The sequence below is a fragment of the Pantoea alfalfae genome, assembly GCF_019880205.1.
Taxonomy (GTDB): Bacteria; Pseudomonadota; Gammaproteobacteria; order Enterobacterales; family Enterobacteriaceae; genus Pantoea; species Pantoea alfalfae.
Genome location: NZ_CP082292.1, coordinates 1,773,003 through 1,798,103, shown reverse-complemented (window position 1 = coordinate 1,798,103; position 25,101 = coordinate 1,773,003). Strand labels below are relative to the sequence as shown.

General features: G+C 55.7%; 22 protein-coding genes. 9 read left to right on the top strand and 13 right to left on the bottom strand.

Going from position 1 to position 25,101, the window contains the following annotated elements; genetic code table 11:
- Positions 1-6 precede the first annotated feature (6 nt).
- Together K6R05_RS08360 and K6R05_RS08355 are read left to right on the top strand one after the other, a co-directional pair.
- A complete protein-coding gene (locus tag K6R05_RS08360; protein WP_161733061.1) occupies positions 7-852 on the top strand; it encodes a PTS mannose transporter subunit IID in 846 nt (281 codons plus the stop codon).
- Positions 853-943: 91 nt separating this feature from the next.
- Positions 944-1,402, top strand: a complete 459-nt coding sequence (locus K6R05_RS08355; protein WP_161733183.1) for a DUF986 family protein — start codon at positions 944-946, stop codon at positions 1,400-1,402.
- On the opposite strand, the gene rlmA is transcribed toward K6R05_RS08355, so the two are convergent.
- The 4 genes from rlmA to K6R05_RS08330 all read right to left on the bottom strand — a co-directional run bounded on the left by rlmA (position 1,399) and on the right by K6R05_RS08330 (position 4,498).
- Entirely contained in the window at positions 1,399-2,208 is an 810-nt protein-coding gene (gene rlmA, locus K6R05_RS08350) for a 23S rRNA (guanine(745)-N(1))-methyltransferase (protein ID WP_161733063.1), read from the bottom strand. The genes K6R05_RS08355 and rlmA overlap by 4 nt on opposite strands.
- A 137-nt stretch (positions 2,209-2,345) precedes the next feature.
- Entirely contained in the window at positions 2,346-2,555 is a 210-nt protein-coding gene (gene cspE, locus K6R05_RS08345; RefSeq protein ID WP_003852684.1) for a transcription antiterminator/RNA stability regulator CspE, read from the bottom strand.
- A gap of 647 nt (positions 2,556-3,202) precedes the next feature.
- Entirely contained in the window at positions 3,203-4,207 is a 1,005-nt protein-coding gene (locus K6R05_RS08335) for an MBL fold metallo-hydrolase (RefSeq protein ID WP_161733065.1), read from the bottom strand.
- 18 nt (positions 4,208-4,225) lie between these two features.
- Positions 4,226-4,498: a YebO family protein gene (locus tag K6R05_RS08330; protein WP_150014979.1), complete on the bottom strand. Its 273-nt coding sequence runs from the start codon at positions 4,496-4,498 to the stop codon at positions 4,226-4,228.
- A gap of 204 nt (positions 4,499-4,702) precedes the next feature.
- Between K6R05_RS08330 and K6R05_RS08325 the strand changes: the two genes are divergently transcribed.
- Entirely contained in the window at positions 4,703-4,939 is a 237-nt protein-coding gene (locus tag K6R05_RS08325) for a YobH family protein (protein WP_161733067.1), read from the top strand.
- 30 nt (positions 4,940-4,969) lie between these two features.
- On the opposite strand, the gene kdgR is transcribed toward K6R05_RS08325, so the two are convergent.
- Positions 4,970-5,761 carry a DNA-binding transcriptional regulator KdgR gene (kdgR, locus tag K6R05_RS08320; protein WP_222925382.1) on the bottom strand — a complete coding sequence of 264 codons (792 nt, stop codon included), beginning with the start codon at positions 5,759-5,761 and terminating at the stop codon, positions 4,970-4,972.
- A 187-nt stretch (positions 5,762-5,948) separates the two neighbouring features.
- On the opposite strand from kdgR, the gene K6R05_RS08315 reads away from it, so the two are divergent.
- Positions 5,949-7,319 carry an MFS transporter gene (locus K6R05_RS08315; RefSeq protein WP_161733071.1) on the top strand — a complete coding sequence of 457 codons (1,371 nt, stop codon included), beginning with the start codon at positions 5,949-5,951 and terminating at the stop codon, positions 7,317-7,319.
- 341 nt (positions 7,320-7,660) lie between these two features.
- Here the strand turns inward: K6R05_RS08315 and htpX are convergent, their stop codons facing one another.
- From htpX to msrC, 4 genes are all read right to left on the bottom strand, one after another.
- Positions 7,661-8,542: a protease HtpX gene (htpX, locus tag K6R05_RS08310; RefSeq protein WP_161733073.1), complete on the bottom strand. Its 882-nt coding sequence runs from the start codon at positions 8,540-8,542 to the stop codon at positions 7,661-7,663.
- Positions 8,543-8,786: 244 nt separating this feature from the next.
- Positions 8,787-10,826, bottom strand: a complete 2,040-nt coding sequence (gene prc, locus K6R05_RS08305) for a carboxy terminal-processing peptidase (protein WP_161733075.1) — start codon at positions 10,824-10,826, stop codon at positions 8,787-8,789.
- A 19-nt stretch (positions 10,827-10,845) separates the two neighbouring features.
- A complete protein-coding gene (gene proQ, locus K6R05_RS08300) occupies positions 10,846-11,547 on the bottom strand; it encodes an RNA chaperone ProQ (protein ID WP_033732888.1) in 702 nt (233 codons plus the stop codon).
- 96 nt (positions 11,548-11,643) lie between these two features.
- On the bottom strand, positions 11,644-12,144 hold the full coding sequence (gene msrC, locus K6R05_RS08295; RefSeq protein ID WP_161733077.1) for a free L-methionine (R)-S-oxide reductase MsrC: 501 nt from the start codon (positions 12,142-12,144) through the stop codon (positions 11,644-11,646).
- A 214-nt stretch (positions 12,145-12,358) separates the two neighbouring features.
- On the opposite strand from msrC, the gene yebS reads away from it, so the two are divergent.
- The 3 genes from yebS (at position 12,359) to rsmF (ending at position 17,962) form a co-directional block, all read left to right on the top strand.
- Positions 12,359-13,603 carry a membrane integrity lipid transport subunit YebS gene (yebS, locus tag K6R05_RS08290; RefSeq protein WP_161733079.1) on the top strand — a complete coding sequence of 415 codons (1,245 nt, stop codon included), beginning with the start codon at positions 12,359-12,361 and terminating at the stop codon, positions 13,601-13,603.
- Positions 13,572-16,205 carry a PqiB family protein gene (locus tag K6R05_RS08285; protein ID WP_161733081.1) on the top strand — a complete coding sequence of 878 codons (2,634 nt, stop codon included), beginning with the start codon at positions 13,572-13,574 and terminating at the stop codon, positions 16,203-16,205. Before yebS ends, K6R05_RS08285 begins: the two co-directional genes overlap by 32 nt.
- Before the next feature lie 290 nt (positions 16,206-16,495).
- Complete coding sequence (rsmF, locus tag K6R05_RS08280; protein ID WP_222925381.1) at positions 16,496-17,962, top strand: 16S rRNA (cytosine(1407)-C(5))-methyltransferase RsmF; 1,467 nt, start codon at positions 16,496-16,498, stop codon at positions 17,960-17,962.
- A 1-nt stretch (position 17,963) separates the two neighbouring features.
- Here rsmF and K6R05_RS08275 read toward each other — a convergent pair whose 3' ends face one another.
- The 4 genes from K6R05_RS08275 to K6R05_RS08260 form a co-directional block, all read right to left on the bottom strand.
- Positions 17,964-18,611 carry a metallophosphoesterase gene (locus K6R05_RS08275; RefSeq protein ID WP_161733085.1) on the bottom strand — a complete coding sequence of 216 codons (648 nt, stop codon included), beginning with the start codon at positions 18,609-18,611 and terminating at the stop codon, positions 17,964-17,966.
- A gap of 258 nt (positions 18,612-18,869) precedes the next feature.
- A complete protein-coding gene (locus K6R05_RS08270; RefSeq protein ID WP_161733087.1) occupies positions 18,870-19,082 on the bottom strand; it encodes a DUF1272 domain-containing protein in 213 nt (70 codons plus the stop codon).
- 146 nt (positions 19,083-19,228) lie between these two features.
- On the bottom strand, positions 19,229-20,590 hold the full coding sequence (locus tag K6R05_RS08265; protein ID WP_222925380.1) for an MFS transporter: 1,362 nt from the start codon (positions 20,588-20,590) through the stop codon (positions 19,229-19,231).
- 134 nt (positions 20,591-20,724) lie between these two features.
- Positions 20,725-22,755, bottom strand: a complete 2,031-nt coding sequence (locus K6R05_RS08260; RefSeq protein WP_161733091.1) for a choline transporter — start codon at positions 22,753-22,755, stop codon at positions 20,725-20,727.
- Positions 22,756-23,010: 255 nt separating this feature from the next.
- On the opposite strand from K6R05_RS08260, the gene betI reads away from it, so the two are divergent.
- Complete coding sequence (betI, locus tag K6R05_RS08255) at positions 23,011-23,604, top strand: transcriptional regulator BetI (protein ID WP_222925379.1); 594 nt, start codon at positions 23,011-23,013, stop codon at positions 23,602-23,604.
- Positions 23,605-23,618: 14 nt separating this feature from the next.
- Positions 23,619-25,091, top strand: coding sequence for a betaine-aldehyde dehydrogenase (gene betB, locus K6R05_RS08250; RefSeq protein WP_161733095.1), 1,473 nt, complete (start codon positions 23,619-23,621; stop codon positions 25,089-25,091).
- The last annotated feature ends 10 nt before the right edge of the window (positions 25,092-25,101 follow it).

Below are 25,101 nucleotides of genomic sequence, written 5' to 3'. Positions count from 1 at the left end.
GATCACATGGTTGATATGACGAAAGTTGAAAAGAAACTGACCCCCGGTGATGTCCGCGCCGTCTTTCTGCGCTCTAACCTTTTCCAGGGTTCATGGAACTTTGAGCGTATGCAGGCGCTGGGCTTCTGCTTCTCAATGGTGCCGGTCATCCGCCGTCTCTATCCTGAGAATAACGATGAGCGCAGGCAGGCGATAAAACGTCATCTGGAGTTTTTCAATACCCATCCCTATGTCGCCGCACCGGTACTGGGCGTCACCATGGCGATGGAAGAGCAGCGTGCCAACGGCGCACCTATCGACGACGGTGCGATTAACGGCCTGAAAGTCGGGCTGATGGGACCGCTGGCCGGTGTTGGCGACCCGATCTTCTGGGGTACGGTACGTCCGGTGTTTGCCGCACTGGGTGCCGGTATCGCCATGAGCGGCAGTCTGCTGGGTCCCCTGCTGTTCTTTATACTGTTTAACCTGGCTCGTCTGCTGACCCGCTACTACGGCGTGGCGTATGGCTATCGCAAAGGGATCGACATCGTTAGCGACATGGGCGGCGGTTTTCTGCAGAAGCTCACGGAGGGCGCCTCGATTCTAGGGCTGTTTGTCATGGGGGCGCTGGTCAACAAGTGGACGCACGTCAACATCCCGCTGGTGGTGTCGCGCATTACTGACTCTACCGGCAAAACCACTGTTACCACGGTACAGTCGATCCTCGATCAGCTGATGCCAGGCATTGTGCCACTGCTGCTGACCTTTGGGTGTATGTGGCTGTTACGCCGTAAAGTGAATGCGCTATGGATTATCGTCGGCTTCTTTGCCATCGGTATCTTTGGTTACTGGATCGGCCTGCTCGGTCTGTAATTTCATCCTGCCGGGAGCCTCTGCTCCCGGCTTTTAAGCGTGGTGAGCTGAGCCACAACCGGCTGAGCTCACCCTGTTTGAGGTAGAAGTGATGTCTTTAACTGACGCGTTGATTGCGTGTTGTGTCGCCGTCCTGATGGGATTTGCCGTTTACCATGAGGCTATTCTGCCACGTCGGCACGGGCCGACCCGCCTACGGGTAACACTGCGCAGGCAGCATAAACTCGACAGTCTGATTTTCATCGGCCTGCTGCTGATTTTGCTGTGGAACAATGTCAGTCATCATGGCCCGCAGCTCACCACCTCACTGCTGATGGTGCTGAGTTTTATGGCGTTCTGGCTCTTCTGGCTGCGCAAACCCACGCTGCTGATGAAGAATGAGGGATTGTTTTACGCCGGCGTCTGGATCGATTACCGGCGGATTCAGGGCATGAATCTTTCTGAGGATGGCATTCTGGTCATTCAGCTGGAACAGCGCCGTCTGCTGATTGCCGTGCAGCAACTCGACGACCTGGAGCGCATCTACAATACGCTGGTCGACGCGCGCTAGTCGCGCTGCCACATTGTCAGGGTAAAATCCGCATCGCAACCGAACAGCTCACTCTGCTGCAGCGTTTGCCAGACGTCTTCACGTGCCCGCCAGGCAAAAGGCGTCATCTGCAGCAGGGTTGTGGCGGCTGCGCCGGTTAATGCCATCGGGTAGCGCAGGGCATGCTGCGCTACCTGCCGGAAGCCGGGATAATCTTTCTGCTCTGGCACATGCAGCTGCACTTCGCGGTAAATCAGCGCTTTGAACTGTTGCAGATGGTGCGGGCCTGGGGTAACCGTCAGCACCAGGCCACCCGGCTTCAGCACACGGGCCAGTTCCGCTTCGTTGCAGGGTGCGTAGATGCGTACAATCGCATCCAGTGAGTGATCGGCAAAGGGTAAGCGCTGGCTGGAGGCGACGCAGAAGCGCACCGCAGGGTAACGCTTTGCTGCCAGCCGGATGGCCATTCGGGCGACATCCAGCCCATAAATCTGGGCCTCTTCGCCTGCCGCCTCTGCCAGTGCTGCGGTGTAGTACCCTTCACCGCAGCCGATATCCAGGATTTTACACTCTGGCTGATTCAGCACCGGCGCAAGCAGGTTGACTACCTGCTCACGCAGCGGCTGATAATAGCCTGCCTCAAGAAATTCCCGTCGTGCCTGCATCATCTCTGCACTGTCACCCGGTTCACGTGACCGTTTATGCTGAACGGGCAGCAGATTGACATACCCTTCTTTTGCCTGATCGAACTGATGGCGGTTTTCGCAGCACCAGCTGCGGTCGGTAAAGGTCAATGGAGAGTGACAAAGAGGGCAGGTCAGGGACATCAGGTGCTCCGGCATCAGATAACGCGGCGCAGTGTAACCTTAACGTTTCCGCATCGGAAGCATAAAGAAAGCCCCGGCTGTAGAGCCAGGGCTTTAAGATTCCGTGTCAGGGTGCAATGCACCGAGGCGGAGTCGAATCAGATAGCAGTGACGTTAACAGCTGCCGGGCCTTTCTGGCCGTCCTGAATTTCGAACTCAACGCTCTGGCCTTCAGCCAGGGTTTTAAAACCGTTGCCCTGAATAGCAGAGAAGTGTACGAACACATCTTTGCTGCCGTCAGCAGGAGTGATAAAACCAAAACCTTTAGACTCGTTGAACCACTTAACCTGACCTTTAATCTTTGCCATTTTGCAAATTCCTTTAGATGTTTATTTAGCCCGAAAGCTGTCTTACAGAAAAACCAGAGACATTACTGCATGAGGCACTAATTAAGGTTCGGCAAGGAAGCGGTATTCAACGTCAACGTCTTTACTCGTACTTCTTTACTGAAGATGCCATGCATAAACAGAACTGTACCTCGTTTAACCCACGAATTGTTATCACATATCCCAAAAATAATGGCAAGCCATTTTTAAAGCCCTGACGCGCCTGCGCACATATTTGCCAGAAGGCTCACATTGCCTGTTCCGCGGGGTCTACAAATGTGTCTGAGAATAAAGTCCATGCGCGGCCAGCGCGCGCTCCTGCCTGTGTTGCCAGGCATAACCCGATGGATACCATAAGAAATTAATATTTCACAAATATGGCAATGGCGAAATGAATAAGCGAAGCGGTAACGGTTGTAGATATCCAAAATCTGACGTCAATCCTGTACAGCGCCTTTTATTTCGTACAAATAACGCTTTTTTTGCACCAAAAGCAGGAGCCAGCCATTAGCCTTGCTCCAAATAAAAGCAGGGATGCGGATTTTACTTATTAAGAATTTAACTTTTGATTTGAAAAATTGATGTCTGATAAAAACCTCCGTCTTTTATTTACACCGGAGGCTTTAGGATTATTCCTGGCTGCAATTATTCAGACTGCGACCTTCGCCTATTCGCCAGGGGGCGAAGCGGCCATTATGTTCGTCTGCCCGCTGTAGCGCATTCGCCAGTTCCTGTGGTGGCGCATCCAGCGACTCATCGGCCAGTTCAAACACGCCCCAGTGAATAGGCAGCGTCAATGGCCTGCCTGCTGCCTGCCATAACGCCACCGCCTGATCGGGATCCATGTGCTGGCTTGCCATGAACCATTTAGGTGCATACGCGCCAATCGGTAACGCAGTCACGCTGAACGGGCCAAGCCGGGCCGGAATCTCCTGCAGGCGGTCACTGTAGCCACTGTCGCCAGAAAACCAGAAACGCAGTGAGGCAGAGCGTACGACCCAACCGCACCAGAGTGAACGGTTGCGATCGCATGGGGTTCGCATACTCCAGTGACGGGCTGGCACCGCATCAAAACAGAGATTACCGAGCGTTACCTGCTGCCACCAATCGAGCTGGTGCACCTGATTTACGCCCTGCGCTCTGCACCATTTCGCCAGTCCCAGCGGCACAATAAAGGTCGCCTGCGGAAAATGCCGGATAATCGCTTTAACCGTCGGTTTATCCAGATGGTCGTAATGGTTGTGTGAAATCAGCACGACATCAAGCCGTGGCAGATCAGCGATGCTGATGGGTGCGGGTGTTTTACGCTGTGGCCCCGCAAACGCCAGCGGCGAGGCGCGTGAGCCGAGTGCCGGATCGATCAGGATATATTGTCCCTTAAGCCGTAACAGTACGGCAGCATGTCCAAGCCACCAGATACGATCGTCACTGCCGCTGATATCCGCGGGCTGCCACCATTGCCTGGTGAACGCCGCATAACCCTGCTGTGGGGGTATTGGTAGCCCCAGTGCTTTGCGCTCCCTGCGCCAGCGTTTCAGGTCACCCGGCCTGCGCTGCTCCGGTTCAGGATTACGAAATCCCTCTGGCGTGTGATGCGTTTTGCTGCTGTCATACCACGGATTTTTCCAGGCCATTCCGTCTCTCTGGTGTGATTAACGTTCCGGGATTAACCGGATAAAGTCGCGCTTTTCCCGATCGTCTTCGGTTTTTTTACTTTCTGCCCCAGGCTGCATCTCAATCAGACGGCGCAGCAGCTGATTCTGTTTCTTCTGCTCTTCAAGTAAGGATTCCAGTAAACGGATCTGCTCACCCGCGCGCACGCTGGCCCGGTTTACAAAGAACCAGGCGATAAACGCCACAATCAAAATAATGACCAGCAGACCATAGCTGACCAGGGGGCCCGAATTTGCGGCTAACTCATTCATAACTGCCTCGTAAAACTCAGTGGAAATTAAACAACCGCTCATTCTACCTGTAGCCATCGCAAAAGATAATGGGAGATACATCAATGCAGAATTTGCCGTTTCAGTTATCTCTGATCGATCCCGTCAGAAAAGCGAGGCATGCTGGTATCATCATAACCGGCAGCACCAGGTGGCGCGCTGAGTTATCTTTCACAAGGAGACACAATGAAACTGTTTATTCGCACAATAGGCCTGCTGGCGGTGATCTGGCTGGCAATGCTGTTTACCGGCTATGGCGTGTTAACCGGCAGTACTAAAAATGCCGCCGGACTTGGCCTGCAGTGCAGCTATCTTACCGCTCGCGGCGTCATCAACGCGCAGTATCTGCATACCGACAGCGGTGTGGTGGGCGTGACGGATTGTCCGTTGCTGAAGAAAAGCGGAGAAGTGATCGATAACTAGTGATAAAGCGGGCCGGATGGCCCGCTTTGTTCAGAATGGGTAGTCGTGATAGCCCATTTCTGCTGAGAGCGTGCGGGCCGCCCGATGCAACATCGCCACATAATCCTGGCGGGCATCTTCTGAAAAACGAATGGTGGGAAATGAGATACTGAGTCCCGCAATCACTACGCCAAACCGATCAAACACTGGCACGGCAAGGCAGCGTAGCCCCTCTTCCTGCTCTTCATTATCTTCGCCATAACCCTGCACTCTGACCTGATCCAGCGTCGTGATCAACGCCTCCGCGCTCAGCAACGTATTGGCCGTGCTGCGTTTGAACTCCACATCCCGCAGAATTTCCTCAACATCGCTGCGATCGCGCCAGGCGAGCAGGACTTTACCAATTGCGGTGGTATGCAGCGGGTTGCGGCGGCCAATGCGCGAATACATGCGTAGATTGTAAAGCGAGTCGATTTTATGGATGTAGACAATACTGTCCTCTTCCAGCGCCCCAAGGTGAATCGTCTCTTTGGTCAGACGCGACAGCTCGCGCATCTGCACATCCGCGCTGCGGATTAAATCGACGTTCTGTAGCGCTTTGGCACCCAGTTCAAACAGCTTCAGCGTCAGTGAATACTTCTCGCTTTCACCTTCCTGCGTGACATAGCCCAGCGACTTCATGGTCTGCAGAAAACGGTAGACGGTGCTTTTTGACATCATCACGCGCTGCGCAAGCTCGGTAATACCGTGATCGCGCTCTTCACCCAGCGCCTGCAAAATGCCAAATACTTTAAGCACTGAAGAGACGGAATCGGGCTGTTTATCATTTTCAGCAGAGGACATCGCGCACCTTGTTAAATCTGTTTCAAAAAAAATGGAACGGACTGTCAGTATAGAGTGACGCACAGGTCGGCAGCAATGCTTTAACCATTGAGTCATATTTTAAGACAGTTTTTTATTCGTCCGGACGCTGCTTTTCCGCGCTTATTTCATTAGCATGATGATATTCACCCTCTTTAGTAATTAACTTATGACACGCTCTCCTCCTCAGGATGGATTACCCACGCGTCAGCGCTATATGGCCATCGTTACCATTGCGCTGGGCCTGACCATGGCGGTGTTAGACGGCGCGATTGCCAATGTCGCGTTACCGACCATATCGCGTGAGCTGAATGCCAGCCCGGCGCAGTCGATCTGGATTGTGAATGCTTATCAGATTGCGATTATCGTCTCGCTGCTGTCGCTCTCGTTTCTGGGCGATATGCTGGGCTACCGCCGCGTCTACCAGGCAGGCCTGGCACTGTTTATTGCGACATCATTGTTCTGCGCCTTTTCGACCACGCTAACCATGCTGACCTTTGCCCGTGTGCTGCAGGGCCTGGGCGGCGCGGCGCTGATGAGTGTGAATACCGCGCTGATACGCATTATCTATCCACAGCGGTATCTGGGACGCGGTATGGCGATCAACTCGCTGGTGGTGGCGGTGTCAACTGCGGCAGGGCCGACGGTAGCGGCAGCAATACTCTCGGTCGCCAGCTGGAAATGGCTGTTTCTGATTAATGTTCCGCTGGGTGCCATTGCGCTCTGGCTGGCGCTGCGAACGCTGCCTGATAACCCGCAGAAAGCCACAACACAAAAATTCGATGTGCCCAGCGCGATCATGAATGCCCTGTTCTTTGGTCTGATCATCTCCGCGCTGAGCGGCTTTGCTCAGGGACAGAGTCATCTGCTGGTGCTCTCCGAGGTCATTGCGCTGCTGGTCATTGGCTGGTTCTTTATTCGTCGTCAGCTCAACATGGCGGTGCCGCTGCTGCCGGTTGATCTGCTGCGTATCCCGATTTTCAGCCTGTCGATGGGGACGTCGGTCTGTTCGTTCTGCGCCCAGATGCTGGCGATGGTTTCACTGCCCTTCTTTCTGCAGAACGTCCTGCAGCGTAATGAGGTGGCAACCGGTCTGTTGCTGACGCCCTGGCCGCTGGCAACGATGGTATTTGCGCCGATTGCCGGCCGCCTGATTGAACGGGTGCATGCCGGGCTGTTGGGTGGAATTGGACTGGCGATGTTCGCGCTGGGACTGTTCCTGCTCGCGTGGCTGCCGGTAAATCCGGATGATGGCGATATTATCTGGCGCATGATGCTGTGCGGTGCCGGTTTCGGGCTGTTCCAGTCACCCAACAACCACACGATTGTCACCTCCGCGCCACGTAATCGCAGTGGCGGTGCCAGCGGCATGCTGGGTACTGCGCGCCTGCTGGGACAGAGTATGGGTGCCGCGCTGGTCGCACTGATGTTTAATCTGTTTAATGAACGTGGGACGCACGTTTCGCTGCTGCTGGCGGGCAGCTTTGCCGCCGTGGCCGCACTGGTCAGTGTGTCGCGGATGACGCAGACCCGCGCCTGATGGCAGAAACAGAAAAGGCGACCCACCTGGCAGAGGGTGAGCCGATTCGCTGTCAGGCCGGGCCTTCACAGGGAACCCGGTCAGCTCGGAAAGATTTCTGTCATCCATAACGGTCGGCCCGTACCATTGCGCACCTCATCCCTGAGGTGCGACCGTAAACGGTCCAACGCTTTGCGTTGTTTAAAAACGCTCCCGGCGTTTTTGTCCTGGCGCGGGACGCTTTCCTCCTCTGCCCGGGTTCCCTGCATGTTGAGCTAAGATATTGCTGTCAGAGGCAGTCTGATTATGGTTTCTAAACAGAAAAGGCGACCCGCGGGTCGCCTTTTTTGCTCTGCTTAACGCTACTTCAGATACTGACCGCTGCGCAGTGCTTCAATACGCTTATCTAACGGCGGATGCGACATAAACAGCTCGCTGAATGATTTACCTTTACCGTTGATACAGAACGCCAGCATGCTGCTCGGCTCCTGCGGTTCGTAGCTGGTTTTCAGGCGCTGCAACGCCGCAATCATCTTCTCACGACCGACCAGCTTCGCTGAACCGGCATCGGCGTGGAACTCACGATGACGCGAGAACCACATGGTGATGATGCTGGCAAGAATACCAAATACCAGCTCCAGCACCATCGACACCGCAAAGTAGACCAACGGATTGCCGTTGCTGCTCTCTTCGCCATCACGGTTGCCGGACATAAAGCCCGCCGCAATCTGTGCCAGAATACGTGAAACGAAAATCACGAAGGTGTTCACCACACCCTGGATCAGCGTCATGGTAATCATGTCACCGTTGGCGATGTGCGACACTTCGTGCGCCAGCACCGCTTCCGCCTCATCACGGCTCATGTTCTGCAACAGACCGGTTGAGACAGCCACCAGTGAGGCGTTACGACGCGCACCAGTCGCAAAGGCATTGATATCAGGTGCGTGATAGATCGCGACCTGTGGCATCGCAATGCCCGCCTGTTGGGCCTGACGGCCAATGGTATCCACCAGCCAGCGCTCGGTTTCATTGCGTGGCTGTTCAATCACTTCACCGCCAACCGAACGCAGCGCCATCCACTTCGACATCAGCAGTGAAACAAACGCACCGCCGAAGCCAAACAGGCCTGCCATGATCATCAGGCCCTGAACACTGCTTGACTGGATCCCTGTCAGGCTGAGAATCAGCCCGAATACCAACATCACAGCCAGGTTGGTCATCAGGAAAAGAGCAATACGCATCATTTTTGTTAATCTTCCTCAGTAGTTCACGCGCCTATACGCGGATACATATCCTATGAGCATTGGGCGGCTTTTCAAGCGACCTTAACGTTTAAGTGCCTAAAAAAACATAACTTTACATTCTGACACGCCTGATGAGTAGCCCAGCCTTCAGGCACCTTCACCAGCGCTAATCATTGCTTACTGGAAACTTTTCTGAGTACAAAAAAAAGCACCGCTGAGCGGTGCTTTTTCTGGCAACAGCGGATTATTTCGCCGCTGGCGCCTCTGGCTGGGATTTCTCCAGTTGCGCAAGATCGTTCGCGATCTTCACCGTCTCGTCGAGATAGGGATCCGGCTCTTTATAATCTTTCGGCAGCTCATCCAGGTTTTTCAGCGGTTTTTTGCCTTCGGCCTGATAGCGCGCGTTGATTCGCTCCAGTCGTGACGCATCATCTTCGTGGTTCTCTTTCTCGCGCTGGGCAAGATTGAGTGACACGATATTGCGCTTATCTTTCAGGGCATTGTAACGGGCAATGTCCTTCATAATGTACTGGAACTCGCGATCCTGAGCGATACGGTCCGCATGCTGCTTCGTCAGCTGCGCAACCAGCGGTTTAACATCACCGGTTTTGGTATAGGTTGCCGCTTTGATGCTGTCCCACGGCAGCGCGTTATCTTCAAATTTCTCACCGGTTTCAGCCGCTTCAACGCCGGTTGGCATCAGCAGATCCGGCGTGACGCCTTTACGCTGTGTACTGCCGCCATTAATGCGATAGAACTTCTGGATCGTATAAGAAACGGAGCCTAACGCTGGCCATTCCGGACGCAGCATCTGATCGTAAATGCGGTTCAGCGAGCGATACTGCTGAACGGTGCCTTTACCAAAGGTTGGCTCGCCGACAATCACTGCACGACCATAGTCCTGCATCGCAGCAGCAAAGATCTCAGAGGCGGAGGCGCTGAAGCGATCGACCAGCACCACCAGCGGGCCTTTGTAGTAGACCACGCCGTCGTTATCACTGTCTTCACGCACCCGACCATTATTGTCGCGAACCTGCACCACCGGACCACTCGGAATAAACAGGCCGGAAAGCGAGACCGCTTCGGTTAGCGCACCACCGCCATTGGTACGGAGATCGATCACGACGCTATCGACGTTCTGTTTCTGCAGTTTCTGCAGCTGTACTTTCACGTCGTCGGTGAGGCCGACATAGAAACCAGGAATATCGAGCACGCCCACTTTCTGCTTGCCGACATTTTTGATGGTCAGTTTAACCGCGCGATCTTCAAGACGGATTTTCTCACGCGTCAGCGTTACAGTACGGGTTTTAGTACCCTTACCGGCGGGCAGAACTTCCAGGCGCACTTTGCTGCCCTTGGGTCCTTTAATTTTTGCCACGACATCATCCAGACGCCAGCCAATCACATCTTCCATCGGCTTGCCTGGCTGACCAACACCGACGATGCGATCGCCAACGGTAATGGCTTTGCTCTTCGCGGCCGGGCCACCTGCGACCATCGAGTTGATCACGGTGTAGTCGTCATCCATCTGCAGTACCGCACCGATGCCTTCCAGTGACAGGCTCATCTCCGTGTTGAACTGCTCAGTGTTACGCGGCGACAGATAGCTGGTGTGCGGATCGATTTCGCGGGCGAACGCGTTCATCACCAGCTGGAAAACGTCTTCACCGTTGCTCTGGGCCAGACGACGGATAGCAAAGTTGTAACGCTTGGTCAGAACGTCGCGGATCTCGTTATCGTCTTTGCCCGCCAGCTTCAGACTCAGCTGGTCATATTTGACCTTGGCATCCCAGAGCGCATTGAGTTCAGCCTGATCTTTCGGCCAGGGCGCTTTGGCGCGGTCAATGTCGATTGTGTCATTGCCGCTGAAATTCATCGGACGCGCCAGCACCGTCAGCGCATACTGATAGCGCTCAAAACGGCGTTTCTGCGCCAGATTATAAATATCGTAAAAGAGATCCAGCTTGCCACTGCGCAGCTCATCGCCGACGGTGGTTTTTTTGCTGGCAAACTGCGCCACATCTGACGCCAGCAGCACATTGTGGCTGTAGTCGAGCATGTTCAGGTAGCGATCAAAAATTTTCGCTGAAAAGTTCTGATCCAGATCGAACTGGCGGTAGTGGGAACGGGTAAAGCGCGAGGTGACGCGCTCACTGACCGTCGGATCCTGCGGGTCTTCGTGAAGCTGGGGAATCTGATCGGCGCGGGTAATATTCTCTGCGCCGAAGGTTGGGCCTGCTAAGAGCAGGCCCGCAATAAGTCCAACTTTAAAAAGGGTGTTCATGCCGGGGTTAGCCTCCGTTTCAGAACTGCAAGTGTTCTGCGCGCACAATCATTGCCATGCCGGAAGCGAGCTGGACCCGAACGCCGTCTTTTGATACTTCAAGAACGGTAGCGTCCATCGCACTTTTGCCTGCTTTAACTTTAATACTCTGGCCGGGTTGCAAAGTTGAGGTATCAGTGATGGGTCGGGCTTCCTGCTCCGGACGTGGGGCTGGCTTGCGATGCTGTGAGGCGGTCGCACGCGGTGCAGTCGTCTGCGGACGTGGTTTACGCGCAGCATCGCCTTCTGCAGGCTTACGTGGCGCGGGCTTGCGTGGACGACGCGGTGCCGCGCCCTCTTCGCTTTCACCCGCTTCACGACGTGCAGCACGCTGCTGGTCACGCTGCGCCTGGACGCGTGCTTTCGCTTCTTCCAGTTGCTTACGTGCATGCTCAACGTGTTGCTCATCCAGCACGCCACAGGCGTTACCGTCGAGATCGACACGAATCGCACCGGCTTTGATGCCGTACAGATAACGCCAGCTTGACGTATAGAGACGCAGCGCGGAACGCAGCTGTGTTTTGCTCAGACCCATTTCGCCCTGAACACGCTCGACCAGATCCTGAAAGATACCGATTTTGAGCGGACGCGCTTCACCTTCAGCGCTAAAGCAGTGCGGAAAGCGCTCCGCCAGAAAAGTGATGACTTCTTTACTGCTATTCAACTTAGGTTGATTTTCCATGAAATTTCCTGATTACAACGGGTTTGCCGACCAGCGCAGGCATGAACAGGCGACATTATAATGACAACATCGCTAAATGCCATGTGATCCAGTCGATTAGCTGCGCGTCAGCTGCAGATATTTTTCTAAGTCGCTGTTCGCAAGCACTTCACAAAGCCCATCAGTCAGTTTGACCAGCCCCGATTCGTCGTCGCTGTCAAAGCGATTGTACTCCACGCTATCGATGTCCAGCACCCCAACCACAGTGCCATTCACTTTCAGAGGAATCACAATCTCAGCATTACTGGCAGCGTCACAGGCGATATGGCCCGGGAAAGCATGCACATCATCGACTCGTTGCACTTTTTCTTCTGCCAGCGCCGTGCCACACACACCTTTACCGACCGGAATGCGCACACAGGCGATTTTCCCCTGGAACGGGCCAAGCACCAGCGTATCGGCTTCCGTAAGCAGATAGAAACCTGCCCAGTTCACGCCATCGAGACGTTCGTACAGCAGCGCGCTAAAGTTTCCCATTGCGGCGAGGAACGCCGTTTCTCCCGCCAGCAAGGCGCGCATATCGCGATTCAAATCGGCGTAAAAGGCAGTTTTGTTCATTATTTAACCGTTACCAATGACATCTGAACGGGGCAATAGAGACCGTTCGTTAAAAATAAGTTTTAAATATCCAGAGCCACAAGGTGAATCATAGCGTTAGTTGCTATACCCTTAGCATTCTGTGGATCGAAGCGTGATGCCCGAGACAGGCACACAGACAATGTCTTAATGACCAATATCTGTTCCCTCTGAAGAGCGAAAATTGCATCACCCTATGAAAATTCACGCTATCAGCCAGACATTGCCTCACGCACGTTATCAGCGTTGCCCGCAATGCGATACCCTTTTTTCCTTACCGGATGTGAAAACGCATCAGTCGGCACACTGCCCGCGCTGCAACGCTGAGATTCTCAGTGGACGCGACTGGCCAATGACCCGACTGATGGCCATGGCCGCCACCATGATCGTGTTAATGCCCTTCGCTTTTTCCCTGCCGCTGGTGGATATCCGGCTGCTGGGTATGCGCATTAATGCCAGCGTGCTGGAAGGGGTGATTCAGATGACTCAGCAGGGTGATGTGCTGACCGCTTCGATGGTGGCCTTCTGCACCATCGGTGCGCCGGTAACGCTGGTCGCCGGCATCTGTTATCTCGGTATTGGTCATCGTCTGGGCATGAACCTGCGGCCCGTATTGATCATGCTGGAGAAGCTCAAAGAGTGGGTAATGCTCGATATTTACCTGGTCGGCATCGCCGTGGCATCCATCAAGGTGCAGGACTATGCTTCGCTGGAGATAGGCTATGGGCTGGCGGCCTACATTGCCCTGACGGTGCTGAGCGTGCTGACCATGATCCATCTGAATATGGAACAGCTGTGGGAGCATTTCTACCCGCAAAGCCCCGGCAATATGGCCCGTGACGACATGCAGGTCTGCCTCAACTGTCATAACACCGGCATCGCTGATGAACGGGGCCGCTGCCCGCGCTGCCATACGCCGCTCGACTTCCGTCGCCGCCACAGCCTGCAGAAATCCTGGGCTGCGCTGATCGCGTCGATTGTGTTCTTGATCCCTGCGAATCTGCTGCCTATTTCCGTGGTTTACCTGAACGGTTCACGGCGCGAGGACACCATCTTCTCCGGCATCCTGGGGCTGGGTGAAGGCAATATTCCGGTGGCAGCGATTGTGTTTATCGCCAGTATTCTGGTGCCCTTTACCAAGGTACTGGTCATGCTGACGCTGCTGCTTAGCATTCATTTCCGCTGTGAACAGGGACTGAGAACCCGCATCCGGTTGCTGCGGTTTGTGACCTGGGTTGGCCGCTGGTCCATGCTCGATCTGTTTGTCATTTCGTTAACCATGTCGCTGGTCAACCGTGATCAGCTGCTGGCTTTTACCATGGGACCGGCTGCGCTGTTTTTTGGCGCGGCCGTCATCCTGACCATTATGTCTGTTGAGTGGCTGGACAGCCGCCTGCTCTGGGATGCACATGCAACAGGAAACGCCGACTACACCGACTAACGCAACGCTGCGTAATAAGCGCAAAATTTCGCCCTTCTGGCTGCTGCCGGTCATTGCGATGCTGATCGCCTGCTGGCTGCTCTGGACTAATTATCAGGAGCGCGGCACCACCATCACCATCAATTTTCAGACGGCGGATGGTATCGTGCCGGGTCGTACCCCGATCCGTTATCAGGGCGTAGAAGTGGGCACCGTGCAGGGCATTAATCTCAGCGACGACTATCGTAGAATCCAGATTAAAGCCAGCATCAAGAGCGACATGCGCGACGCGCTGCGTGAGGATACTCAGTTCTGGCTGGTGACGCCCAAAGCCTCACTGGCGGGCGTCTCGGGTCTGGATGCGCTGGTCGGCGGTAACTATATCGGGATGATGCCGGGTAAAGGTAAACCCAGCGAGGCGTTTACCGCGCTGGATACGCAACCGAAATACCGGGTCAATACCGGCGAATTGATGATCCATCTGCATGCGCCCGATCTTGGCTCTCTCAACACTGGCTCGCTGGTCTACTACCGTAAAATTCCGGTTGGTCGGGTCTATGACTACAGTATTGATAATAAGGCCGATGGCGTGGCAATTGATGTGCTGATTGAGCGTCGCTTTATTAATCTGGTGAAGACCAACAGCCGCTTCTGGAACGTGTCGGGCGTCAATGCGGACGTCAGCCTGAGCGGCGCTAAAGTGCAGCTGGAGAGTCTGGCGGCGCTGGTCAATGGCGCGATTGCGTTTGACTCACCGCAGGGGGCGGAAACCGCCAAAGCGGAGCAGAACTACCGGCTCTATCCCGATCTGGCGCACAGCCAGCGCGGCGTGCAAATCACGCTTGACCTGCCTGATGGTAAAAATCTCAAGGCCGGCAGCACCCCGCTGATGTACCAGGGCCTGGAGGTGGGTACGCTGACTAAACTGAACCTGCTGGATGGCGGCAAGGTGACCGGCGAGCTGACGATTGATCCTTCTGTGGTTGGACTGATGCGCAGCGGTACCCGCATCGAAATGCACAGCCCGAAAATCAGCCTGACCGATACCAGCCTCAGCGCACTGCTGACCGGTAATACGCTGGAACTGGTGCCGGGTGAAGGCGAGCCGCAGCAGCACTTCACCGTGCTGGCGTCGAATGAGACACTGCTGCAGAAACCCAACGTACTCACGGTCAAACTCAGCGCACCAGAGAGCTACGGCATCGATCAGGGCCAGCCGCTGATGCTGCACGGTATGCAGATTGGTCAGGTCATGTCACGTTCGCTGGATGAAAATGGCGTCAATTTCGTCGTCGCGGTCAATCCTGAAAATCGCAATCTGGTGCATGGCGACAGCAAATTTATCGTCAACAGTCGCCTCGATGTGAAGTTCGGTCTTGATGGCATGCAGGTATTAGGTGCCAGCGCCCGCGAGTGGGTAGATGGCGGCATCCGGCTGGAGCCGGGCAAAAAAGGCGAGCCAAAAAGCGCCTATCCGCTGTTTGCCGATGCTGAAAAAGCGGACGAAGGCATTACCGGCGATGGCCCGTCCACGACGCTGATGCTGACCGCCAACAGCCTGCCTGACGTACAGGCCGGTTCGGTCGTGCTTTACCGTAAATTCCAGGTGGGCGAGATTGTCAAAGTGACGCCGCGCGCTGACGCTTTTGATATTGCGGTGCATATTCAGCCGGAGTATCGCAAGCTGCTGACCAGCGAAAGCGTGTTCTGGGCTGAGGGTGGCGCACGCGTCAGCCTTAACGGCAGCGGTCTGACGGTGCAGGCATCGCCCCTTAACCGTGCGCTGAAAGGCGCAATCAGCTTCGACAATATGAGTGGTGCGCAGTCGGTCAAAGGGGCTAAACGCATGCTCTACTCCTCTGAAACCGCCGCCCGCGCGGTGGGCAGTCAGATTACGCTGCACACCTATGACGCCAGCAAGCTCTCTGCCGGGATGCCGATTCGTTATCTGGGTATCAACGTCGGTCAGGTGGAGTCACTGTCGTTAAGCAAAGATAACAATCAGGTCGTGGCGAAAGCCGTACTCTACCCTGAATATGTGAATGATTTTGCCCGCCTCGGCAGCCGTTTCTCAGTGGTTTCACCGGAGATTTCCGCTACGGGTGTAAATCATCTGGAGACCCTGTTACAGCCGTACGTCAACGTTGATCCGGGCAAAGGCGGTGCTGCACGCACCTTTGAATTGCAGGAAAGCACCATTACCGATTCGCGCTACCTGAATGGCCTGAACATTTATGTTGATGCCACTGAGGCCGGTTCACTGTCGCTGGGTACGCCGGTGCTGTTCCGGGGTGTGGAAGTGGGTACCGTCACCGGCACGTCACTGGGTAATATGGCCGACCGCGTGCAGATCGCCCTTCGCATCAGTAAGAAGTACCAGCATCTGGTGCGGAACAATTCGGTGTTCTGGCTGGCGTCCGGATACAACCTCGACTTCGGTCTGGTGGGCGGCGTGGTGAAAACCGGGACCTTCCAGCAGTTTATTCGCGGCGGTATTCAGTTTGCGACGCCACCAACGGTGCCGCTGGCGCCACAGGCGAACCCGGATAAACATTTCCTGCTGCAGGATGAAGCGCCGAAAGAGTGGCGTACCTGGGGAACGGCGATTCCGTCTCCGCGTTAATTTACTCTGAACGAGCCGCTTCTTTCAGACGGCTCAAAACGTAAAGCGATGGGAGTATACGCCTGTAGCAAAGCATCGCGGGCCATGGACAAAAACGCCGGGAGCGTTTTTGAACAACGCAACGCGTTGGCCCGTTTACGGGCGCACCTCAGGGATGAGGTGCGTAATCGCCCGCGCTGAGCATGCCTGGGATGGCGTCTTTAGCGTCTTTGCGAAAGGCGTATGCTCCCTGAGCCTTCACGTTATTCTCACTCTCAAACGGGCAGCCTGGCTGCCCGTTTTCTTTCCTCATGTTACACTGCCGCCTTTGCCTTAACTGGAATGTGCCCGTGTCAGATGCGTCTTCGTTTTTCCCCGCCGATTTTCTCTCATTAATGCGTCAGAGCCTGCCCGATGAGGCGAGCTTCGCGCAGTTTATCGCCTACAGTCAGCAACCGCTGCGCCGCAGTATTCGCGTCAATACCCTGAAGATCAGCGTAGCTGCCTTCCTGAGCCAGACCGCCGGGTATGACTGGAAGCTGACGCCGGTGCCGTGGTGCGAAGAGGGATTCTGGATCAGCCGGGAAGATGAGAGCCTGCCGCTGGGTAGCGTCGCTGAGCATCTCAGCGGCCTGTTCTACATTCAGGAAGCCAGCTCCATGCTGCCGGTAACTGCACTGTTTGATACCCAGCCAGAGGTCAGCGCCGTGATGGATATGGCGGCGGCACCGGGTTCCAAAACCACCCAGATTGCGGCGCGAATGGGCAATCAGGGCGTAATCCTGGCAAACGAATTCTCCTCCAGCCGGGTCAAAGTGCTGCACGCTAACATCAGCCGCTGCGGCGTCAGCAACAGTGCCCTGACGCACTTTGACGCGCGGGTCTTCGGGCCCGCCCTGCCGGAGCAGTTCGACGCCATCCTCCTCGACGCACCCTGCTCCGGCGAAGGCGTGATTCGTAAAGATGCGGATGCACTGAAAAACTGGTCGCTGGCGAGTACCGAAGAGATCGCCGCGACCCAGCGTGATCTGCTCGACAGTGCCTTTCACGCACTCAAACCTGGCGGCACGCTGGTTTATTCAACCTGCACCCTGAATCAGATTGAGAATCAGCAGGTGATTAGCTGGCTGCTGCAGCGCTATCCGGACGCGGTTGAGGTCGTGCCGCTCGACAGGCTTTTTGAGGGTGGTGATCAGGCCGCGACGCCCGAAGGCTATCTGCATGTCTTTCCGCAGATGTTCGACAGCGAAGGCTTTTTCGTGGCGCGTCTGCGTAAAATCGCGTCAGTCGAGCCCTTACCCCTGCCGGGCTACAAAGTGGGTAAGCTGCCCTTCTCCCCTCTCAACCGTAAGCTGGAAAGTGAGATCGTACAGGCCGCCGCCACTGTCTCTATCAAATGGGATGACGCACTGGAGCTGTGGCAGCGTGATAAAGAGATCTGGCTCTTCCCGAAAGCCGTCACCCCGCTGCTGGGCAAAGTGCGCTTTTCGCGCATTGGCCTGAAGCTGGCAGAAACCTTTGCTAAAGGCTATCGCTGGCAGCATGAAGCCGTGATTGCACTGGCGCAACGCGATGCGACGCAGGCCTTTGAGCTCACGGCGGCAGAAGCTGAAGAGTGGTATCGCGGCCGGGATATCTATCCGGAAACGGCACCCGTTAACAATGAGATGATTGTGACCTATCAGCAGCAGCCGCTGGGGCTGGCGAAGAAAGTTGGCACCCGCATCAAGAACAGCTATCCGCGCGAACTGGTGCGCGACGGTCGCCTGTTCCGCTAACTCACTTGAGTTGCAGCATCGTCAGATGATTGCCAAACACGGCGCCGGTATCGATGTAATGCAGATTGGCAATCGTCAGCGGCTGTTTCAGCGGGGTATGACCGAAGTAAAAGGCATCTGCGCCATGGATGCCCGCCTGCTCACCTGACTCCAGGTCCTCCAGCCGCTGACGGCTCCAGACCACCTTTTGCCAGTCGAGTGACTTATTCAATGCGTATTCCCGGGCCGGATAATCTGCATGGGCAATCACAATAGTGCGCTCACCCAATTGCAGATGCAGTATCAGCGGCCGTTCACCACAGCGCCGCAACGCATGACGTGCCGCGATTAACGCTGCGCCCCGCAGCCGGAAGAACCAGTCGCCGCCGTTCATCCGCCAGAGCGCCATTTCCTGTCCCTGCAACGCCGCCAGCGCCATCTCCTCATGATTGCCGCGCACGCAGCGAAACCAGGGCTCGTCCAGCAGGGCCAGACAACCCAGACTGTCGGGCCCGCGATCAATAATGTCGCCTACCGAAATCAGTAAATCCTGCTGAGAGTCAAACTGTTGCTGCTGCAACAGCGCATCGAGTTCGCGGCGGCATCCATGGATATCGCCCACCACCCAGATCCGTCGCCATGCTGCGCCATTCAGGACGTCGTAATACATGGGTGCATGCGCCTCTCTGCTGAAAACATTATCAGAGTATAGTCAGGGCTGGCCACGAATCGGCGTGATGAACGGGGAAACAGAACCAGTAAGGCTGTGGGGCGAAGAGAAACAGAGGGTGGAAGAAAAGTGCGTCCCTCCCGGCGCTTATCTCCGGCACTCAGTTAAGGTGGTAGCTCTGTCAGGGACGAGATTCATCATAACGGCATCGGGCCACGCAGGCTATTCTGCCTCTGACGTAATCGTCGTCATTTGAGATCAGCTGCGCATTTTGGCCGGATATTTCTGTAGTTTCTCTGCCGGACGCACCGGACGGCGCACCAGTTCACCGCCGCAGTTGGGGCAAACATGCGCGAAATGCTCATCGCAGTCAGCGCAGAAGGTGCATTCAAACGAGCAGATGCGTGCCGCCAGAGACGATGGCGGCAGATCGACGTCACAGTGTTCACAGTTCGGGCGCAGTTCCAGCATGGTATGACTCCTGAAGAAGCGGGTGACTCAGCATCGCTGCTGCTGGCCCGCCTGTCGAGCCAGTGACCGGACAGAAGTGAGCCAGATCCGGACATTATGCATAAAGCCATGCAAAGCCTGGCGAACAAGGTCCTGCCCTGTCGCGGCTATTTATGGCGCTGATCTTCGGAAACCTCCCCGGGATGATCGTCGGACAATGCCTCTTCATCAGTCGCGCCCTCGTCTCCACCGTACTCCTCCTCCGGTGCCTGACCGCCCATTGACGCCTGAATCACCTCCTCTTCCAGCGTCGGGATCAGCGCAGCACCCAGTGGCGAGGTCGCCAGACTGTCAGGCATGACAACGTGCGGCAGCGGGACTTCGGTTGTCGGAAGCGGACCTGGCGCACGGACAAAACTCAGTCCGCCAATCACCAGCGCACAGAGCGCAAAGAAGAGATAGAGCATATTGCTGCCCAGCGGCTGCATCAGCGCACCGACCACCAGCGGGCCGATACTGGCACCAATACCAAACGCCATCAGCAGACAGGCGGTTAACGATACGCGGCGCTCGGCGGCCACCTGATCGTTGGCCAGCGCCACCTGCAATGGATAGAGCGCGAACTGCATCATGCTGGCGGCAAAGGCGATGCCGATCATCCAGTCAAACGTCAGATGCGGCAGCAGGATAAGTGGCACGCAGATGACGGCAAACAGCATCGCAATAATAAACAGCAGTCGCTGACGATCGTAGCGGTCAGAAAGCCAGCTCAGTGGAAACTGCGACACCAGCCCGGCAAAGATCGTAAGACTCATAAAATAGCCGGTCTGACCGGTGGTGAAGCCTTTGCTGCTGCCATAAACGGGTGCCAGACCGTAGAAGGCACCAATTACCATGCCGGTTACCAGTGTGGTGCCGAGCAGTTTGGGGATGGTGCGGATAAAATAGCCCAGTTCCATGGGTGCGGGCGTCATCGGCCTGACATGGGTGCGGGTGGTCAGCGCTATCGGCACCAGACAGAGCGCGAAGCAGAGTGCGACAATCAGCAGCGTACTCACACCAAATCCGGTCTGCAGGCTCAGTATCACCTGCCCGCCACTCAGCCCAAGGTAGGTAGCGACCATATATAAGCCGAAAATCATGCCACGCTGCGACGATTCCGCCTGATCGTTGAGCCAGCTCTCCAGCACCATGTACTGGCACATCATGCAGAGTCCGATAATCAGACGCAGAAAGACCCAAAGCGGAATAAAGTCAGTCAGGCCGTGACCCACCACGGAGGCGGTAATGATCCCGGCGCAGGCGACGTAGGCACGGATATGGCCGACGCGGGCGATCAGGTTGTGCCCCACCTTGCCGCCAATGACCAGCCCGATATAGTTTGCCGCGATAATTGCACCAATCAGCGCGCCGTTAACCTGCTCGCTGGCCAGCCGTAATGAGACATAGGTGGTCAGTAAACCGGAACCAAGCAGCATCAGCAGCGTGGTGGTGTAGAGCGGCAGAAACGTACTGAATATTTTTCCCATATGACTCCCTGTCTATACCCTTCAGGCATCAGGCCAGCATAGCCCTAAAGATAGACGATATCGGCAGGCGACGGCGTGTAACGGCTCGTCGATGGCAAAAAAAAACCCGCCAGCACAGTGCTGACGGGCCTGGTTTACACGCTTGGGAAGCTGATATTGCTGCCCGGCGCTTCACGGTTGAGATGGATGAAGTTCAGGTGTCGCTCATACTGATCCAGTATGTCGATGATCACCTGCTCTTTGCTGTAATCCATCAGGTCGTTACCCTGGCTGCCCTCCATCAGGAACGTTTCCAGCCGATAGTAGGTCGACTTACCGCTACGGGCGCGGTAGGTAAAGCCCGGAATCGAATATTGCTGCGGCCAGACCTGATAAATGAAGTCCTGCTCTTCGCCCAGATGAACACGCAGATCCAGATAGCCAATCGGGTTCGCCTCATCTGCCTCGACGCTTTCCAGTGTGACGCGGGCATCACGCAGTTCCAGCTCTTTTGCCACTTCCTGCATCGCCGGGAAAATGGTCTTTTCCATCATCTGCTGGGTGTAACGCGAACCCGGGTAGTTCATCAGGCGTGACAGACGCTTCTTCCAGGTCAGACGGTCGGTCGCATGCGCCAGATAGGGCGCAGTATCGCGCGTGGCGCTGGCACGGCGGTGATCCTCAATCTTCAGTGATTTAAACAGACCCGCCATCACAAAGAAGATCACAAAGCTGAACGGCAGTCCCATGATCACCGTGGTGTTCTGCAGGGCAGTGATACCGTTGGTCATCAGCATGCTCAGCGTCAGCACCCCAATCGCCACGGACCAGAAGATGCGCAGCCAGTTTGGCGCATCGCTGTTAATGTCTTTCAGCCGCGAGGTGAAGTTACCCAGCACCAGCGAACCGGAATCCGCAGAGGTCACGTAGAACAGCATGCCAGTGATGGTGGCAACCGATGCGCTGAGTTTAAACGCCGGATACTGCGCCAGCAGGCTGTAGAAGCCACGCTCTGCATGATTCATTACTTCCTGCGCAAATTCCGTATTACCGTGAATGATCTGATACAGCGCGGCGTTACCGAACACGGACAGCCACAGCAGTGTAAAGGTGAACGGAATAATCAGCGTGCCCAGCACGAACTCACGAATGGTACGACCGCGTGAGATACGCGCCAGGAACAGGCCGACAAACGGCGACCACGCCACCCACCACGCCCAGAAGAAGAGCGTCCAGCTGTTCATCCATTGGGTTGGACGATCAAAGGCAAAGGTATTGAGCGTCATGCCCATGAAGCGGTTGATGTAATCGCCAACGTTCAGCACCAGAGCATTCAGCAGGAACTCGGTGTTGCCGAAGAACAGCACAAACAGAATCAGGCCAAGCGCCATGATCACGTTGAGTTCGGAGAGGAAACGGATCCCTTTATCAACACCCGACGTCACAGAGATGGTAGCGATCACCACAGAAAGGACTATCAGCGCGGTCTGCGCGGTCAGGCCTTCCGGGATATCAAACAGCACTTTCAGGCCGTAGTTCAGCTGTACGACCCCTATCCCTAACGTGGTGGCGATACCAAAGATGGTGCCGACCACGGCTGCGATATCTACCGTGTGACCAATCGGGCCATAGATGCGTTTACCGAATATGGGATAGAGCGCCGAACGAATAGTCAGCGGCAGGTTATAACGGTAGCTGAAGTAGCCCAGCGCGATGCCCATCAGTGCGTACATCGACCAGCCGGTCAGTCCGTAGTGGAACAGCGTCCAGACCATCGCCTGGCGGGCGGCTTCCAGCGTCTGCCCTGCTCCTTCCGGCGGCTGCATATACTGCGTCACCGGTTCGGCGACCGAGAAGAACATCAGGTCGATGCCGATCCCGGCAGCAAACAGCATGGCGGACCAGCTGAGCACGCTGAATTCGGGTTTAGAGTGCTCCGGCCCAAGCTTAATAGAGCCAAAGCGTGAGCAGGCCATATAGAGCACAAAGACGATGTAGAGGGTGGCAGCCAGCATGTAGTACCAGCCGAAGGTGGCGGAAACCCAGTTGACCGCCTTGAGGATCCAGCTCGCGGCCAGTTCACTGTAGAGAATCGTCACAAGTGAAAACGTCAGAATCAATCCGGCAGAGGTATAAAATACAACGGGATTGAGTCTGTCTTTTTCACCGGAAGGTGGATTATTCATCGATTACCTCTGGTTAATGTCCTGAAAATTCGCAATGGATACGTCTTGCCGCCCACGGTGTTCAGGCCGTGCGGCTCTGTCTCGTTCTGTCACTTCCTGTTAATCGCTATGACAATCCAGCCTATTTTAGCACTCATTGCCGTTTCGCTTACGTTACATTTAAAAAACAGCATCCTAACAAATTTTCTTTTTATATTGAACGTGCAATCAAAAAAAGATTAAATAGGGGCTCGATTTGAGGGTGGAGCTGGAGCTATGCCAAAGGTAGGGATGCAGCCGATACGACGTCGGCAACTGATTGATGCGACCCTGAGCACGATTAATGAGATGGGGATTAATGATGCCACGATTGCCCAGATCGCCCGGCGGGCGGGGGTCTCAACCGGCATCATCAGTCACTACTTCAAGGACAAGAACGGTTTACTGGAAGCTACGATGCGTGATGTGACGCGTCAGCTACGCGAGGCAGTACTGTCGCGGCTAAAACCGCTGGCCGATGCCTCTGCAGAACAGCGGCTGTGTGCCATTGTTGATGGAAATTTTGATGAAACCCAGGTGCACACCGCGGTGATGAAAGCCTGGCTCGACTTCTGGTCGAGTAGCATGCATCAGCCCCAGCTTAACCGGCTTGAGCGGGTCAGCAGCCGTCGGCTTTACTCAACGCTGGTCGTCGAATTCCGGCGTGAACTGCCGCTGGAAAAAGCACGCCTGGCCGCACACGGTCTGGCTGCCCTGATCGACGGTCTGTGGCTGCGCGCCGCGCTAAGCGGTAAGCCATTCGATCCCGCTATCGCGCTCACACTGACCACCCAATTCATCCGTCAGCAACTGGCTGGCGAGCACGAATAACGGAAGGAGAAAACATGTCCCGATTCACCGAGCAGAAACTCTACATCGATGGCGCTTATGTTGCCGCAGCGTCTGGCGAAACGTTCCAGACAATCAACCCGGTCAACGGCGAAGTCCTGGCAGAGGTTCATGCCGCCGGCCAGGAAGATGTCGATCGCGCCGTTGCTGCCGCCAGAAAAGGCCAGAAGGTCTGGGCGGCAATGACCGCCATGGAGCGCTCACGCATCCTGCGTCGCGCCGTCGACATCCTGCGCGAGCGTAATGATGAGCTGGCAGAGCTGGAAATGCTGGACACCGGTAAACCTTACAGCGAAACCTCAGCAGTCGATATCGTCACCGGTGCAGACGTGCTGGAGTACTACGCGGGTCTGGTTCCGGCGCTGGAGGGTCAGCAGATCCCACTGCGTGAAACCTCCTTTGTTTATACCCGCCGCGAACCGCTGGGCGTGGTCGCCGGTATCGGTGCCTGGAACTACCCGATTCAGATCGCCCTGTGGAAATCCGCACCCGCGCTGGCAGCGGGTAACGCGATGATTTTCAAACCCAGCGAAATGACTCCGCTTACTGCCCTGAAGCTGGCAGAAATCTACACCGAAGCGGGCCTGCCGGATGGCGTGTTTAACGTGCTGCCGGGCATCGGTTCGGTGACCGGTCAGTTGCTCACCGAGCATCCGGGCATCGACAAAGTCTCCTTTACCGGCGGCGTTGTCAGCGGCAAAAAAGTGATGGCTAATGCAGCGGGGTCAACGCTGAAAGAGGTCACTATGGAGCTGGGCGGTAAATCACCGCTGATCATCTTTGATGATGCCGATCTCGATCTGGCCGCTGACATCGCCATGATGGCGAACTTCTACAGCTCCGGTCAGGTCTGCACCAACGGCACCCGCGTCTTTATCCCTGCAAAACTGCAGGCGGCGTTCGAGACCAAAATCAGCGAACGCGTTGCCCGTATTAAAGCAGGCGATCTGCGTGATCCGGCTACCAACTTTGGTCCGCTGGTCAGCTTCAGCCATCGCGACAACGTGATGCGCTACATCGAATCCGGCATTGCTGAAGGCGCACGCGTGCTGTGTGGCGGCAAACGTCTGACTGGTGGTGATTTCGACCAGGGTGCCTGGGTGGCCCCCACCGTGTTCACCAACTGCCGTGATGAGATGAAGATTGTCCGTGAAGAGATCTTCGGGCCGGTGATGTCGATCCTGAGCTATGAAAGTGAAGAAGAAGTGATCCGCCGCGCCAACGATACCGAGTTTGGTCTGGCCGCCGGACTGGTGACGCAGGACCTGAATAAAGCGCACCGCGTGATTCATCAGATCGAAGCCGGTATCTGCTGGATCAACACCTGGGGCGAGTCCGCCGCAGAGATGCCGGTGGGCGGCTACAAGCACTCCGGTATTGGCCGCGAGAATGGTCTGATGACGCTGCAGAGCTACACCCAGGTGAAGTCCGTGCAGGTTGAGCTGACGCGTTTTCAGTCAGTCTTTTAATCACTTAACC

Excerpts from the sequence above, each read along its gene's own strand:
- K6R05_RS08325 (WP_161733067.1), top strand. The coding sequence starts at position 4,703 with ATGAAACTGTTTATTCGCACAATAGGCCTGCTGGCGGTGATCTGGCTG.
- K6R05_RS08285 (WP_161733081.1), top strand. The coding sequence starts at position 13,572 with ATGCAACAGGAAACGCCGACTACACCGACTAACGCAACGCTGCGTAAT.
- K6R05_RS08275 (WP_161733085.1), bottom strand. The coding sequence starts at position 18,611 with ATGTATTACGACGTCCTGAATGGCGCAGCATGGCGACGGATCTGGGTG.
- K6R05_RS08260 (WP_161733091.1), bottom strand. The coding sequence starts at position 22,755 with ATGAATAATCCACCTTCCGGTGAAAAAGACAGACTCAATCCCGTTGTA.
- cspE (WP_003852684.1), bottom strand. The coding sequence starts at position 2,555 with ATGGCAAAGATTAAAGGTCAGGTTAAGTGGTTCAACGAGTCTAAAGGT.
- betB (WP_161733095.1), top strand. The coding sequence starts at position 23,619 with ATGTCCCGATTCACCGAGCAGAAACTCTACATCGATGGCGCTTATGTT.
- rsmF (WP_222925381.1), top strand. The coding sequence starts at position 16,496 with ATGTTACACTGCCGCCTTTGCCTTAACTGGAATGTGCCCGTGTCAGAT.
- K6R05_RS08355 (WP_161733183.1), top strand. The coding sequence starts at position 944 with ATGTCTTTAACTGACGCGTTGATTGCGTGTTGTGTCGCCGTCCTGATG.
- msrC (WP_161733077.1), bottom strand. The coding sequence starts at position 12,144 with ATGAACAAAACTGCCTTTTACGCCGATTTGAATCGCGATATGCGCGCC.
- K6R05_RS08335 (WP_161733065.1), bottom strand. The coding sequence starts at position 4,207 with ATGGCCTGGAAAAATCCGTGGTATGACAGCAGCAAAACGCATCACACG.
- kdgR (WP_222925382.1), bottom strand. The coding sequence starts at position 5,761 with ATGTCCTCTGCTGAAAATGATAAACAGCCCGATTCCGTCTCTTCAGTG.
- K6R05_RS08360 (WP_161733061.1), top strand. The coding sequence starts at position 7 with ATGGTTGATATGACGAAAGTTGAAAAGAAACTGACCCCCGGTGATGTC.
- rlmA (WP_161733063.1), bottom strand. The coding sequence starts at position 2,208 with ATGTCCCTGACCTGCCCTCTTTGTCACTCTCCATTGACCTTTACCGAC.
- htpX (WP_161733073.1), bottom strand. The coding sequence starts at position 8,542 with ATGATGCGTATTGCTCTTTTCCTGATGACCAACCTGGCTGTGATGTTG.
- betI (WP_222925379.1), top strand. The coding sequence starts at position 23,011 with ATGCCAAAGGTAGGGATGCAGCCGATACGACGTCGGCAACTGATTGAT.
- prc (WP_161733075.1), bottom strand. The coding sequence starts at position 10,826 with ATGAACACCCTTTTTAAAGTTGGACTTATTGCGGGCCTGCTCTTAGCA.
- K6R05_RS08265 (WP_222925380.1), bottom strand. The coding sequence starts at position 20,590 with ATGGGAAAAATATTCAGTACGTTTCTGCCGCTCTACACCACCACGCTG.
- K6R05_RS08315 (WP_161733071.1), top strand. The coding sequence starts at position 5,949 with ATGACACGCTCTCCTCCTCAGGATGGATTACCCACGCGTCAGCGCTAT.
- K6R05_RS08270 (WP_161733087.1), bottom strand. The coding sequence starts at position 19,082 with ATGCTGGAACTGCGCCCGAACTGTGAACACTGTGACGTCGATCTGCCG.
- K6R05_RS08330 (WP_150014979.1), bottom strand. The coding sequence starts at position 4,498 with ATGAATGAGTTAGCCGCAAATTCGGGCCCCCTGGTCAGCTATGGTCTG.
- yebS (WP_161733079.1), top strand. The coding sequence starts at position 12,359 with ATGAAAATTCACGCTATCAGCCAGACATTGCCTCACGCACGTTATCAG.
- proQ (WP_033732888.1), bottom strand. The coding sequence starts at position 11,547 with ATGGAAAATCAACCTAAGTTGAATAGCAGTAAAGAAGTCATCACTTTT.